General features: G+C 65.7%; 12 protein-coding genes. All 12 read left to right on the forward strand.

Translation table 11 applies throughout. The features are described 5' to 3' along the window. Positions 1 to 304 precede the first annotated feature (304 nt). The 12 genes from ACIGJB_RS04590 to ACIGJB_RS04645 all read left to right on the forward strand — a co-directional run bounded on the left by ACIGJB_RS04590 (position 305) and on the right by ACIGJB_RS04645 (position 13,391). Positions 305 to 1,420, forward strand: a complete 1,116-nt coding sequence (locus ACIGJB_RS04590; RefSeq protein WP_483731602.1) for a branched-chain amino acid ABC transporter substrate-binding protein — start codon at positions 305 to 307, stop codon at positions 1,418 to 1,420. Between the two features lie 90 nt (positions 1,421 to 1,510). Next, a complete protein-coding gene (gene livH / locus ACIGJB_RS04595) occupies positions 1,511 to 2,437 on the forward strand; it encodes a high-affinity branched-chain amino acid ABC transporter permease LivH (protein WP_483708700.1) in 927 nt (308 codons plus the stop codon). A 13-nt stretch (positions 2,438 to 2,450) separates the two neighbouring features. Then, positions 2,451 to 3,722: a high-affinity branched-chain amino acid ABC transporter permease LivM gene (locus ACIGJB_RS04600; RefSeq protein WP_483731603.1), complete on the forward strand. Its 1,272-nt coding sequence runs from the start codon at positions 2,451 to 2,453 to the stop codon at positions 3,720 to 3,722. Further along, the gene (livG, locus tag ACIGJB_RS04605; RefSeq protein WP_483731604.1) at positions 3,719 to 4,492 is read left to right on the forward strand and encodes a high-affinity branched-chain amino acid ABC transporter ATP-binding protein LivG; all 774 of its coding nucleotides are present in this window, start codon (positions 3,719 to 3,721) and stop codon (positions 4,490 to 4,492) included. The genes ACIGJB_RS04600 and livG overlap by 4 nt, the downstream gene beginning before the upstream one ends. After that, positions 4,492 to 5,193, forward strand: coding sequence for an ABC transporter ATP-binding protein (locus ACIGJB_RS04610; RefSeq protein ID WP_483731605.1), 702 nt, complete (start codon positions 4,492 to 4,494; stop codon positions 5,191 to 5,193). The genes livG and ACIGJB_RS04610 overlap by 1 nt, the downstream gene beginning before the upstream one ends. Before the next feature lie 319 nt (positions 5,194 to 5,512). Beyond that, positions 5,513 to 6,922: a 3-isopropylmalate dehydratase large subunit gene (gene leuC, locus ACIGJB_RS04615; RefSeq protein ID WP_483731606.1), complete on the forward strand. Its 1,410-nt coding sequence runs from the start codon at positions 5,513 to 5,515 to the stop codon at positions 6,920 to 6,922. Positions 6,923 to 6,929: 7 nt separating this feature from the next. Further along, positions 6,930 to 7,061 carry an entericidin A/B family lipoprotein gene (locus ACIGJB_RS04620; RefSeq protein ID WP_483708695.1) on the forward strand — a complete coding sequence of 44 codons (132 nt, stop codon included), beginning with the start codon at positions 6,930 to 6,932 and terminating at the stop codon, positions 7,059 to 7,061. Between the two features lie 10 nt (positions 7,062 to 7,071). Next, positions 7,072 to 7,722: a 3-isopropylmalate dehydratase small subunit gene (gene leuD / locus ACIGJB_RS04625; protein ID WP_483731607.1), complete on the forward strand. Its 651-nt coding sequence runs from the start codon at positions 7,072 to 7,074 to the stop codon at positions 7,720 to 7,722. Between the two features lie 33 nt (positions 7,723 to 7,755). Continuing rightward, entirely contained in the window at positions 7,756 to 8,823 is a 1,068-nt protein-coding gene (leuB, locus tag ACIGJB_RS04630; protein WP_483731608.1) for a 3-isopropylmalate dehydrogenase, read from the forward strand. A 100-nt stretch (positions 8,824 to 8,923) separates the two neighbouring features. Beyond that, positions 8,924 to 9,055 carry a hypothetical protein gene (locus tag ACIGJB_RS04635; protein ID WP_013957414.1) on the forward strand — a complete coding sequence of 44 codons (132 nt, stop codon included), beginning with the start codon at positions 8,924 to 8,926 and terminating at the stop codon, positions 9,053 to 9,055. A 90-nt stretch (positions 9,056 to 9,145) separates the two neighbouring features. Then, the gene (asd, locus tag ACIGJB_RS04640; protein WP_483731609.1) at positions 9,146 to 10,282 is read left to right on the forward strand and encodes an aspartate-semialdehyde dehydrogenase; all 1,137 of its coding nucleotides are present in this window, start codon (positions 9,146 to 9,148) and stop codon (positions 10,280 to 10,282) included. A gap of 280 nt (positions 10,283 to 10,562) precedes the next feature. Further along, positions 10,563 to 13,391, forward strand: a complete 2,829-nt coding sequence (locus ACIGJB_RS04645) for a motility hub landmark protein FimV (protein WP_483731610.1) — start codon at positions 10,563 to 10,565, stop codon at positions 13,389 to 13,391. Positions 13,392 to 13,394: the final 3 nt, after the last annotated feature.

Consider the following 13,394-nt stretch of genomic DNA (forward strand, 5'->3'; position numbering starts at 1 on the left):
TGACCCTATAATGCGGGCTGCTCTGCCGATGGCAGCCGGGCCACCCTCCGGCAAGCCGTGCGGCAAGCGGGGCAGGCGACAGCGCTTGCGCAATAGAGAACGCATCAAACGTTGTCTTTCCGAACCATGCTCCCCTGATCCTTCGGGGGCTGACACACGCCGGGCCCCGCATCTGCTGTCTTCTTGCCGGACCCGACTGCCGCGTCTCGGACCTGGTTTCCCTGTCGTCCGCAGTGTGTAGTTCGATTGCGCAGGTCATGCTGTCTCTGCCCGTATGACCACAAAACCAATCGAGGAGCACCTGATGACGCTTTCCCGCCTTACGTCCATTTCGCTGGCCGCCGTGCTGACTACCCTTGGCGCTGCCGCCAACGCCGAAACCGTGAAGATCGCCATTGCCGGCCCGATGAGCGGCTCGGTTGCCCAATATGGCGATATGGTCAAGGCCGGTGCGCTGACCGCCATCGAACAGATCAACGCAGCTGGCGGCGCCGGCGGCAACAAGTTCGAAGCGGTGCTGATGGACGACGCCTGCGAGCCGAAGCAGGCCGTGGCCGTGGCCAACAAGATCGTCAGCCAGGGCATCAAGTATGTGATCGGCCACGTCTGCTCGGGTTCGACCATTCCGGCTTCGGATATCTACGAGAACGAAGGCATCGTGATGGTCACGCCGTCGGCCACCGCGCCGCAGCTGACCGAGGCCAAGAAGCGCAAGTTCATCTTCCGCACCATCGGCCGCGACGACCAGCAGGGGCCGGCTGCCGCCCAGTACATCATCTCCAAGGTCAAACCGAAGAAGGTCGCCGTGCTGCACGACAAGCAGTCGTACGGCCAGGGCATCGCCACTTCGGTGAAGAAGGACCTGGAAGCCGCGAAGATTCCGGTGGCCGTGTTCGAGGGCATCAACGCCGGCGATTCGGACTACTCCGCCGTCATCACCAAGCTCAAGTCGCAGGGCGTGGACTTCGTCTACTTCGGCGGCTACCACCCGGAAATGGGCCTGCTGATGCGCCAGGCGCGCGAGCAGGGCGTGAAGGCCACCTTCATGGGTCCCGAAGGCGTGGGCAACAAGGACGTGACCGCTATTGCCGGCCCGGCCTCCGAAGGCATGCTGGTGACGCTGCCGGCCGACTTCTCGGCCGATCCGGCCAACGCCGGCCTGGTGAAGGCCTTCGCAGACAAGAAGCGTGACGCCAATGGCCCGTTCCAGATGCCTTCCTACGCCGCGGTCAAGATCATTGGCGACGCCATCGCTGGCGCCAAGAGCACCGATCCGACCAAGGTTGCGGCGTACATGCACAAGAACGCCTTCCAGACCCCGATCGGCAAGGTCGAATACGACGACAAGGGCGACCTGAAGTCCTTCAAGTTCGTGGTCTACACCTGGCACAAGGACGCCAGCAAGACCGCCGCCAACTAATCCGGGCATTTCCTTCGCCGGCATCCCGCGCCCCCACAAGGGGCGGCGGGATGTTCCGCTATCGGGCTTCGATTTCCTGAGGCTTCCCCCATGAACGAATTCCTTCCACAGTTCACCCAGCAGCTGGTCAACGGCCTGACGCTGGGTGCGATCTACGCGCTGATCGCCATTGGCTACACGATGGTCTACGGCATCATCGGCATGATCAACTTCGCCCACGGCGAGATCTATATGATCGGCGCCTATGTGGGCCTGGTCACACTGACCGCCATCGGCGTGCAGGCCGGCTATCCCTTGCCGCTCGTGCTGGGCGCCGCGCTCCTGGTTTCCGTCCTGGTCACCGGCTGCTATGGCTTCGCGGTCGAACGCGTGGCCTATCGCCCCTTGCGCGGCGGGCCGCGGCTGGTACCGCTGATCTCGGCCATCGGCATGTCGATCTTCCTGCAGAATTACGTGCAGATCGGGCAGGGCGCACGCGACGTGTCCGTGCCGATCCTGATCTCGGGCGCCATCGAGTTCCAGATGGGCGGCGACTTCGTCGTCACCGTACCGTATTCGCGCCTGCTGATCGTCGGCGTGACGCTGGTGCTGATGATCGCGCTGACGCTCTTCATCGGCCATTCGCGCATGGGCCGCGCCTGCCGCGCTTGCGCCGAAGACATGCGCATGGCGAACCTGCTCGGCATCGACACCAACCGCGTGATCTCTTTCACGTTCGTGCTCGGCGCCATGCTGGCCGCGGTCGGCGGCGTGCTGATCGGGCTGACCATCGGCAAGCTCAATCCGTTTATCGGCTTCATTGCCGGCATCAAGGCGTTCACGGCCGCGGTGCTCGGCGGCATCGGCAGCATCCCGGGCGCGATGCTTGGCGGTGTGCTGCTGGGGCTGGCCGAGACTTTCGCCTCCGGCTACATGCCGGCCGAATACAAGGACGTGGTGGCATTCAGCCTGCTGGTGCTGGTGCTGCTGTTCCGCCCGACCGGCCTGCTCGGCAAGCCGGACGTGGAAAAGGTCTGAGGAGGAACGCGATATGACAAACCGGACTTCTGCAATGCCCGCCGCAATCGCAATGCCCGCCGGGCAATCCCTGAAGAATGCGGTGATGGCCGCCGTGATGACGGCCATCCTGACCATTCCCGTACTTGGCCTGCAGCTCAAGCTGGAAGGCTACAAGGTCGTGCTGGAGCCGCACTGGCGGCCGGTCTGGATCGCCGTGGCGGCGGTCTTCCTGTTCCAGCTGTTCAAGCCGCTGCTGTCGCGTGCGGGCAGTGCCGTGCGCCTGCCGGCCATGCCGCAACTCGGCGTGGGGCAGCAGCGCGCGGCGGTGTGGGTGCTGCTGGCCGTCGGCCTGGTGTGGCCGTTCTTCGGCTCGCGCGGCGCGGTGGACGTGGCCACGCTGGCGCTGATCTACGTGATCCTGGGGCTGGGCCTGAACATCGTGGTCGGCTTTGCCGGCCTGCTGGACCTGGGCTACGTGGGCTTCTACGCCGTCGGTGGCTACACCTACGCGATGCTGAACCAGTACTTCGGGCTCAGCTTCTGGGAATGCCTGCCGATCGCGGCGGGGATGTCGGCCACCTTCGGTTTCCTGCTCGGCTTCCCGGTGCTGCGTCTGCGCGGTGACTACCTGGCCATCGTGACGCTGGGCTTCGGCGAAATCATCCGCCTGCTCGCGCGCAACCTGACCGAGTACACCGGCGGTCCGGACGGCATCTCCAGTATTCCGAAGCCGACCGTGTTCGGCTTCGAGATGGCGCGCAGCGCCAGCGTGGAGGGCGCACGCACGTTCCACGAGCTGATCGGCCTGGATTACCAGGGCGAGCACATGGTGATCTTCCTGTACCTGATCGCGCTGCTGCTGGTGGGCTTTACGCTGTTCGTCACTAGCCGCCTGATCCGCATGCCGATGGGCCGTGCGTGGGAAGCGCTGCGCGAAGACGAGATCGCGTGCCGTTCGCTGGGCCTGAACCCGACCCGGATCAAGCTGTCGGCGTTCACGCTGGGCGCGGCCTTTGCCGGCATCGGCGGCGCGTTCTTCGCGGCGCGCCAGGGACTGGTCAACCCGGAATCGTTCACCTTCATCGAATCGGCGCTGGTGCTGGCCGTGGTGGTGCTGGGCGGCATGGGTTCGCAGCTGGGCGTGATCCTGGCGGCGATCCTGCTGACCGTGCTGCCCGAAGTGGCGCGCGGCTTTGCCGAGTACCGGATGCTGATTTTCGGCCTGGTGATGGTCCTGATGATGATGTGGCGTCCGCAGGGCCTGCTGCCCGCGAGCCGTCCGCACGTGGAGTTGCCGCGATGAGTGCCAATGCAGAATTGCTGAAGGTCTCCGGCCTGCAGATGCGCTTCGGCGGCCTGCTGGCGGTGGACGGTATCGAGTTCGACGTGAAGCGCGACGAGGTCTTCGCGATCATCGGCCCCAACGGCGCCGGCAAGACCACGGTGTTCAACTGCGTCGGCGGCTTCTACAAGCCGACAGCGGGCGAGGTCAGCATGGATGGCCACGCCATCGCCGGCCTGCCGAGCCATATGGTGGCGCGCCACGGCCTGGTGCGCACGTTCCAGAACATCCGCCTGTTCAAGAACCTGACCGTGGTGGAGAACCTTCTCGTCGCGCAGCACCTGCAGGTGCAGGCCGGTCTCCTGCGCGGATTGTTCGCCACGCCGGCCTACCGCCGCGCCGAGCGCGAGGCGCTTCAGCGTGCCGCTGACTGGCTGGAGCGCATGGGCCTGACCAAGGTTGCCAACCGCGAGGCGGGCACGCTGTCGTACGGCCACCAGCGCCGGCTGGAGATTGCGCGCTGCATGATCACCAAGCCGCGCCTGCTGATGCTCGACGAGCCCGCTGCCGGCCTGAACCCGCAGGAGAAGATCGAGTTGTCGCAGCTCATCGACCAGCTGCGCAAGGAGTTCGGCATTGCCGTGCTGCTGATCGAGCACGACATGAGCCTGGTGATGGGCGTGTCGGACCGCATCCTGGTGATGGAGCACGGCAAGCCGATCGTGATCGGCAAGCCCGACCAAGTGCGCAACGACCCGCGCGTGATCAAAGCCTACCTGGGAGAGGACTGATGCTGAAGCTGGAACAGGTCCATACCCACTACGGCGCCGTCGAGGCGCTGTCGGGCGTATCGATCGAAGTCAACAAGGGGGAGATCGTCACCCTGATCGGCAGCAATGGCGCCGGCAAGACGACGCTGATGATGACCGTGTGCGGCTCGCCGCGCGCCTCGAGCGGCCGCGTGCTGTTCGAGGGGCAGGAGATCACCGGGCGCTCCACGCACGAAATCATGCGCATGGGCATGGCCATCTCGCCCGAAGGGCGGCGCGTGTTCCCGAGCCTGACGGTGCTCGAGAACCTGAAGATGGGTGCGTTTTTCGCCAGGCGCGACGAGATCGAGGCGGGCATCGAGCACGTGTTCAAGCTGTTCCCGCGGCTGAACCAGCGCTCGGGCCAGCGCGCGGGCACCATGTCGGGCGGCGAGCAGCAGATGCTGGCGATCGGCCGCGCGCTGATGAGCCGGCCGCGCCTGCTGCTGCTGGACGAGCCCACGCTTGGCCTGGCGCCGCTGGTCATCGCGCAGATCTTCGACATCATCCGCGCCATCCGGCAGGAAGGCGTCACGGTGTTCCTGGTGGAGCAGAACGCCAACAAGGCGCTGCAGGTGGCCGACCGCGGCTACGTTTTGGAAACCGGCAAGGTGGTGCTGGCCGATACCGGCGCGAACTTACTGGCCAACGACCGGATCAAGGCTGCCTACCTGGGCGGCTGATCCTGCTCCCCTCGTTCCCATGCGGGAGCGAGGGGGCAAAAGTGCTTTCGCCATCCGCGAAATCCCCCTTTCGCCAATCGCGGCGCAGCGCAACGCTGTGCCGGGGCCGGCTAGCGCCGGTCCCGTGGCATAATCGCTTGAGAAGTCAAGCATCGCAAAAGCGCTCGCTTCGGGCGGCTTCCGGCGTCATTATCGCGGTTGTCGTCACGGTGTCCTGCCCTCCGGCAACCAGGCGGGCGGACAAGAAAAGATCCCTGCAAACCACTACGCGGCACCGCGCCATTTCCTCTGGAACCGGACGCTGGCCGCCCCCTGCATCATGGCCAAGACGCTCTACGACAAACTCTGGGATGACCACACCGTCCACGTCGAGGAAGACGGCACCACGCTGCTCTACATCGACCGCCACCTGCTGCATGAAGTTACCAGCCCGCAGGCGTTCGAAGGCCTGAAAATGGCGGAGCGCCCGGTGTGGCGCATCAGCGCCAACCTGGCGGTGTCGGACCATAACGTGCCGACCACCGATCGCACCCAGGGCATTGCCGATCCGGTGTCGAAGCTGCAGGTCGATACGCTGGACGCCAACTGCGACAGCTTCGGCATTACCCAGTTCAAGATGAACGATCATCGCCAGGGCATCGTGCACGTGATCGGGCCGGAGCAGGGCGCCACGCTGCCGGGCATGACGGTGGTGTGCGGCGATTCGCATACGTCGACGCACGGCGCCTTCGGCGCACTCGCGCACGGCATCGGCACGTCGGAAGTCGAGCACGTGCTGGCCACGCAGACGCTGCTGGGCAAGAAGGCGAAGAACATGCTGGTCAGCGTGGAAGGCAAGCTGCCGCGCGGCTGCACCGCCAAGGACATCGTGCTGGCGATCATCGGCAAGATCGGCACGGCCGGCGGCACGGGCTACACCATCGAATTCGCCGGGTCGGCGATCCGCGACCTGACCATGGAAGGCCGCATGACGGTCTGCAACATGGCCATCGAAGCCGGCGCGCGCGCGGGCCTGGTGGCAGTGGACAACGTCACGCTCGAATACGTGAAGGGCCGTCCGTACGCACCGCAGGGCGTCGAATGGGAGCAGGCCGTGGGCTACTGGCGCACGCTGCACTCGGACGCCGGCGCCAAGTTCGACCAGGTGGTCGAACTGCGTGCCGAAGAGATCCGTCCGCAGGTCACCTGGGGCACCTCGCCCGAGATGGTGGTCAGCATCGAAGACCGCGTGCCGGACCCCGAGAAGGAAAAGGACCCGACCAAGCGCAACGCCATGGAGCGCGCGCTCGAGTACATGAACCTGCAGCCCAACGTGCCGATGGAAAGCATCAACGTTGACAAGGTGTTCATTGGCTCCTGCACCAACAGCCGCATCGAAGACATGCGGGCCGCCGCGTGGGTGGTGCAGAAGCTGGGCCGCAAGGTCGCCTCCAACGTGAAGCTGGCGATGGTGGTGCCGGGTTCGGGCCTGGTCAAGGAACAGGCCGAGCGCGAAGGCCTGGACAAGGTCTTCAAGGCTGCGGGCTTCGAATGGCGCGAGCCGGGCTGCTCGATGTGCCTGGCCATGAATGCCGACCGCCTCGATCCGGGCGAGCGCTGCGCATCCACTTCGAACCGCAACTTCGAAGGCCGCCAGGGCGCGGGTGGACGCACGCACCTGGTGAGCCCGGCGATGGCAGCAGCAGCCGCCATCGAAGGCCATTTCGTCGATATCCGCAAGCTGGGTTGAGGACGCGATGAAACGGATCCTGATCGCAGTGCTGGCATGCCTTGGCATGCTGCAGCTGGCCGGCTGCAATACCATGGCCGGCCTGGGCAAGGACACGCAGGCCGCCGGCAGCTCGCTCGAGCGCGCGGCCAAGAAGTAAGGAAAGAGACATGGACAAGTTCACCGTACACAGCGGCCTCGTGGCGCCGCTCGACCGCGAAAACGTCGACACCGACGCCATCATCCCGAAGCAGTTCCTGAAGTCGATCCAGCGCACCGGCTTCGGCCCGAACCTGTTCGACGAGTGGCGCTACAAGGACGTCGGCGAGCCGGGCATGGACAACAGCAAGCGTCCGCTGAACCCGGACTTCGTGCTGAACCAGCCGCGCTACCAGGGCGCGTCGATCCTGCTCGCGCGCCGCAACTTCGGCTGCGGCAGCTCGCGCGAGCACGCACCGTGGGCGCTGACGCAATACGGCTTCCGCGCCGTGATCGCGCCGAGCTTTGCCGATATCTTCTTCAACAACTGCTACAAGAACGGCCTGCTGCCGATCGTGCTGAGCGAGTTGCAGGTCGACCACCTGTTCAACGAGACCAATGCCTTCAACGGCTACAAGCTGACCATCGACCTGGACCAGCAGGCGGTGATCACGCCGGGCGGCGACACCTACAGCTTCGACATCGCGCCGTTCCGCAAGTACTGCATGCTGAACGGCTTCGACGACATCGGCCTGACGCTGCGTCATGCCGAGAAGATCAAGGCGTATGAAGCCGAGCGCGTGGCAAAGATGCCGTGGCTGAACAACCGCCTGGTCGGCTGAGCGCGGCAGCAAAAATCAAACGAGGAAAACAGCATGAAGATCGCAGTCCTGCCGGGTGACGGCATCGGTCCGGAAATCGTTGCCGAGGCCGTCAAAGTCCTGAACGCCCTCGACGAGAAGTTCGAGATGGAAACCGCCCCAGTGGGCGGCGCCGGCTACGAGGCCGAAGGCCATCCGCTGCCGGAAAACACGCTGAAGCTGGCCAAGGAAGCCGACGCGATCCTGTTCGGCGCCGTGGGCGACTGGAAGTACGACAGCCTGGAGCGCGCGCTGCGCCCGGAGCAGGCCATTCTGGGCCTGCGCAAGCACCTGCAGCTGTTCGCCAACTTCCGCCCGGCCATCTGCTACCCCGAACTGACGGGCGCATCGAGCCTGAAGCCGGAACTGGTGGCGGGCCTGGACATCCTGATCGTGCGCGAGCTGAACGGCGACATCTACTTCGGCCAGCCGCGCGGTGTGCGCGAGGCGCCGGACGGCCTGTTCAAGGGCGCCCGCGAAGGCTTCGACACCATGCGCTACAGCGAGCCGGAAATCCGCCGCATCGCGCACGTCGCGTTCCAGGCCGCGGCCAAGCGCGGCAAGAAGCTGTGCAGCGTGGACAAGGCCAACGTGCTCGAGACCTTCCAGTTCTGGAAGGACATCGTGATCGACGTCAGCAAGGAATATCCGGACGTCGAGCTGTCGCACATGTATGTCGACAACGCCGCGATGCAGTTGGTCAAGGCGCCCAAGAGCTTCGACGTGATCGTGACCGGCAATATGTTCGGCGATATCCTGTCGGACGAGGCCGCCATGCTGACCGGTTCGATCGGCATGCTGCCGTCGGCATCGCTCGATGCGAACAACAAGGGCCTGTACGAGCCGTCGCACGGCTCGGCGCCGGACATCGCCGGCAAGGGCGTGGCCAATCCGCTGGCCACCATCCTGTCGGCCGCGATGATGCTGCGCTTTTCGCTGAACAAGGCCGAGCAGGCCGATCGCATCGAGAACGCCGTCAAGAAGGTGCTGGCCCAGGGCTATCGCACCGGCGACATCCTGACGCCGGGCTGCAAGCAGCTCGGCACGCGTGAAATGGGCGAAGCCGTACTGGCCGCTCTGTAAGTCACAATCCGGGAAAGGCGCTGCCATGCAGCGCCTTTTCTTTTGTTTGTCCTGATTTCACACGCTGCGGCGGCGCCGCAAAATCGTGTAGACTCTGCGGATGGCCCGATTTTCCCAGTCCACCCTGACTGCTGTTGCTGCCCTGACCGCTACCCGCGGCCCGGTCGGCACGATTTCGCTCGGCCAGACCGCAACGACGATTAAAACTATTATTAAAACCGCGATCGCCTAGATCCGTTCGTCGTGCCTGCCCGTCTTCCCCGCGCAGCCACGCCGGGCGAGGAAAATGGCGGGGAAGTAAAAATCACATCCGAGGTAAATCATGATTGTAGGTCTCGTCGGTTGGCGGGGAATGGTCGGCAGCGTCCTGATGCAGCGCATGCAGGAAGAGCGTGATTTCGACCATATCGAGCCCGTCTTCTTCAGCACGTCCAATGCCGGCGGCAAGGCGCCCGCCATGGCCAAGAACGAAACCACGCTCAAGGATGCCAACGACATCGAGGCACTGAAGAAGTGCGACGTGGTGCTGACCGCCCAGGGCGGCGACTACACCAATGAAGTCTTCCCGAAGCTGCGCGCGGCTGGCTGGAAGGGCTACTGGATCGACGCGGCTTCGTCGCTGCGCATGAAGGACGATGCCATCATCGTGCTGGATCCGGTGAACCAGGGTGTGATCAAGGACGCGCTGTCGAAGGGCGTGAAGAATTTCATCGGCGGCAACTGCACGGTCAGCTGCATGCTGATCGGTCTGGGTGGCCTGTTCCAGGCCGACATGGTCGAGTGGATGACCTCGATGACCTATCAGGCAGCCTCGGGCGGCGGCGCGCAGCATATGCGCGAGCTGCTGACGCAGTTCGGCACGCTGAATGCGTCGGTCAAGCCGCTGCTGGACAACCCGGCCTCGGCCATCCTGGAAATCGACCGCCAGATCCTGGCGACGCAGCACGGTCTGTCCGCCGAGGAAACCAAGCAGTTCGGCGTGCCGCTGGCCGGCAACCTGATTCCCTGGATCGACAAGGACCTGGGCAACGGCCAGTCGAAGGAAGAATGGAAGGGCGGCGCCGAGACCAACAAGATCCTGGGCCGTGGAGAAGGCTTCCTGGGCGCGACCGGTGCTACGCCGATCGCCGTGGACGGGCTGTGCGTGCGCATCGGCGCCATGCGCTGCCATTCGCAGGCGCTGACGATCAAGCTGCGCAAGGATGTGCCGCTGGACGAGATCGAAAGCATGCTTGCCGAGGCCAACCAGTGGGCCAAGGTGGTGCCGAACACGCGTGAAGCCAGCATGACGGACCTCACCCCCGCTGCCGTGACCGGCACGCTGACCATTCCGGTCGGCCGCCTGCGCAAGATGCAGATGGGTGGCGAGTACCTGTCCGCCTTCACCGTGGGCGACCAGCTGCTGTGGGGCGCAGCCGAACCGCTGCGCCGTATGCTGCGCATTTTGATCGAGTCCTGATCCTCCGGAATCGGCCTTCCGGCGCCTGGTGGCTATCGTTGCGGCCAGGCAACAGAAACTCCGGATCAGCCTGTGACGCCGCGCCCCTGCGCGGCGTTGTTACATCTGAACGCCTATTTCCCCGGGGGATGGGTCACAATACGTCGGCATGCGCCTGCGTGCCGGCCTTGGTGTCGGCGCTGCGCGCAATCTGGCGACGGGCGCACAAGAATGCCCGCTAGCCGGGCAAATGCTTTGGGGTCGGGTTTCTATCGCTACTAAAACCATAACGGAGCACAAGGTGAGTGTGAGCCAACATCGCCGGAAAGATGCGCCAACCGTCCGTCAGCGCTGGTCAACGCTGGCCGTCACGGCTATCGGCCTGCTGCTTGCGCAGCCGGCTGCCTATGCCGCGGGGTTCGGGCAATTGCGGGTACAGTCGAATCTGGGTCAGCCGCTGCAGGCCGAGATCGACATCAGCGGGGTGACTGCGGAAGAGGCGGCAGGGCTCAGCATCAAGCTGGCCCCCCCGGCGGCATATGCCAAAGCGGGGCTGACCTATGTGCCGGCAGTGAGCAGCCTGCGGCTTGACATCGAGCGCCGCGCCAATGGCAGCTACGTGGCCAAGGTCCGGTCCAGCCAGCCGATCAGCGAGCCATTCGTCGACATCCTGGTCGACATGAGCTGGTCCAGCGGCAAGGTGTCGCGAGCCTATACATTCCTGCTTGACCCCGCGGGGGCCAAGCCTTCCAACCAGAGTTTCTCGCCCGCGACGGTCGTCCAGGCCGCCACGCCGGATGCGTCGCCGGCTGTCGCACCGCCGCCGGCACCGCCACAGCCCGCCGTCGCGCAGGGCACGCAACCGGCTGCTCCGGCTCCGGCCCCGGCCCCGGCGGCCAAGCCCGCGAGGCAAGCCGCCACGCACCGCGCCCAGCCAGCACAGGCTGGCGCCGACGCAGCGGCAGGCGGTGCGTACACGGTCAAGCGCGGCGACACGCTGTCGTCGATTGCCGGCGATGCCCTGATGGATCAGGAGGGCGTGTCGCTGGACCAGATGCTGGTCGCGCTCTACCGAAACAATCCGAATGCCTTTATTGGCGGCAACATCAATCGCCTGAAATCCGGCGCCGTGCTGCAGGTGCCTTCGCGCCAGCAGGCACAGTCAGTGGCGCCCAGGGCGGCCCGCCGCGAGGTGGTTGCACGTACGCAAGGCTTTGACGCCTACCGGAGCCGCCTGGCGGGTGCCGCTGCCGCCAAGTCGGTCGAGCCGGACAGCGGTCGCCAGCAGTCTGGCAACGTCACCGCGCGCGTGCAGGACCAGGCCGTGCCGGCCGCGGGCCCGCAGAACGAACTCAAGCTGAGCAAGGCCGAGCGCTCGGGCGCGGCCAGCGCCACCGCGCAGGCCGAAGCCAGCGTCGCCCGCGAGCGGCAGCTGAAGGAGGCCGAGAGCCGTCTGGCCCAGCTCGAAAAGAACGTCGGTGACATGCAGAAGCTGATCGAGCTGAAGAACAGCGAGATCGCCAAGCTGACACAGGCCAACCAGGCCGCATTGGCCGACAAGGACAAGGCCGAGAAGGCAGCGGACAAGGCCGCGAAGACGGAAGCCAAGGCACCGAACGTGGTCGCGGCCGAGGCGCCGAAGGCGGATGCGCCGGCCGAAACCACGCCAGCCACGCCGGCTGCAACCGCGGCACAGGCGACTGCCAGTGCGGCGGCAGCTCCGGCTGCTGCGGCGGCCACTGCAACGGCAGCCGCCTCGGCGCCGGCCGCTGCGGCCAGCGCTGCGCAGGCCGCTGCCCCGGCGTCGACCCCGGCCGTCAAGCGTCCGCCGGTCGTGGTGCAGGCGCAGCCCGCTCCGGAGCCGTCGTTCCTCGACGGCCTGCTGGCCAATCCGATGCTGTTGCCGGGCGGCGGCCTGCTGGTCGCGCTGCTGGGCGGCTATGCGATCTATCGCCGCCGCCAGCAGCAGAAGACGGCCGATGGCGGCGCCTTCGGCGACAGCATCCTGTCGCAGGAAAGCACCGTGATGGCCGGCGCCAATTCGCTGTTCGGCGCCGCCGGTGGCCAGAGCGTGGACACCTCGCAGCACAGCGTGTTCGGTGCGGATTTCCGCATCGGCAACAACATGCCGGAAGCCAGCGAGGTCGACCCGATCGCCGAGGCGGAAGTCTATATCGCCTACGGGCGCGATGTGCAGGCCGAAGAGATCCTGCGCGAAGCGCTCGAGAAGGATCCGGAGCAGCAGCCGATCAGGCTCAAGCTCCTGGAGATTTACAGTAATCGTCAGGATGTGGAAGGTTTCCGCGTGATTGCAGAAGAGATGTTCGCCCAGACCGGTGGACAAGGCCCGGAATGGCTCAAGGCCGCGGAAATGGGGCGCGCACTCGATGCGGGCAATGCGTTGTTCCTGTCGGTGACGCCGGATACCAGTGGTGGCCCCGAAACGGCCACCGCGCCGGGCGATCAGTGGCGCACGCAGGATCCGTCGCTGAACCCTGCCGCGGCGCCGCGCGAAGCCTCGCTGGCGGATCTGGCCCTGCCGCTCGATGCCTTCCCGGCGCCGGCGGCCGGCGACCCGATCGTGGCCCCGGAATCGGCCGCACTGGTGTTTGGCGATACCGCGATTCACGCGGACGCGTCGCTTGATCCGGCTGCCAAATTCGACGACGGCCTGGACCTGACGCTGCCGGTTGCCGGTGACGACGCCCTGGCCGACGTGCCGCGCCTGGACACGCCGACGCGCTCGCGCGGCCTGGATTTCGACATGTCGGGCCTCTCGCTCGACCTCAATGCCGGATCCACGGCCGAAGCGCGCAGCGAGGCCGAGGCCGCGACGCCGCTGCCGTCCCCGACCATGATCCGTGATGGCAAGCTGCCCGAACCGATCGATCTCGCCGGCATCGGCATGAGCGACAGCGGCGCCGACACCACGCCGGGCGTCTCGCCGAGCACGCTGTCGACGGACGGCATGGATGGCGGGCGCGATATGCAGATCAAGCTCGACCTGGCCCGTGCCTACATCGAAATCGGTGACAAGGAAGGGGCGCGCGAGCTGCTGCAGGAAGTCTTGGAGCAGTCGCAGGACGACCTGCAAGCCGAGGCGCGCTCGCTGCTGCTCGAGGTCGCCTGAGTT

The organism is Cupriavidus sp. C2SS-8b, assembly GCF_057073745.1.

Bases quoted from the DNA above. Each gene is read 5' to 3' on its own strand.
- ACIGJB_RS04590 (WP_483731602.1), top strand. From the start codon at position 305: ATGACGCTTTCCCGCCTTACGTCCATTTCGCTGGCCGCCGTGCTGACT.
- livH (WP_483708700.1), top strand. From the start codon at position 1,511: ATGAACGAATTCCTTCCACAGTTCACCCAGCAGCTGGTCAACGGCCTG.
- ACIGJB_RS04600 (WP_483731603.1), top strand. From the start codon at position 2,451: ATGACAAACCGGACTTCTGCAATGCCCGCCGCAATCGCAATGCCCGCC.
- livG (WP_483731604.1), top strand. From the start codon at position 3,719: ATGAGTGCCAATGCAGAATTGCTGAAGGTCTCCGGCCTGCAGATGCGC.
- ACIGJB_RS04610 (WP_483731605.1), top strand. From the start codon at position 4,492: ATGCTGAAGCTGGAACAGGTCCATACCCACTACGGCGCCGTCGAGGCG.
- leuC (WP_483731606.1), top strand. From the start codon at position 5,513: ATGGCCAAGACGCTCTACGACAAACTCTGGGATGACCACACCGTCCAC.
- ACIGJB_RS04620 (WP_483708695.1), top strand. From the start codon at position 6,930: ATGAAACGGATCCTGATCGCAGTGCTGGCATGCCTTGGCATGCTGCAG.
- leuD (WP_483731607.1), top strand. From the start codon at position 7,072: ATGGACAAGTTCACCGTACACAGCGGCCTCGTGGCGCCGCTCGACCGC.
- leuB (WP_483731608.1), top strand. From the start codon at position 7,756: ATGAAGATCGCAGTCCTGCCGGGTGACGGCATCGGTCCGGAAATCGTT.
- ACIGJB_RS04635 (WP_013957414.1), top strand. From the start codon at position 8,924: ATGGCCCGATTTTCCCAGTCCACCCTGACTGCTGTTGCTGCCCTGACC.
- asd (WP_483731609.1), top strand. From the start codon at position 9,146: ATGATTGTAGGTCTCGTCGGTTGGCGGGGAATGGTCGGCAGCGTCCTG.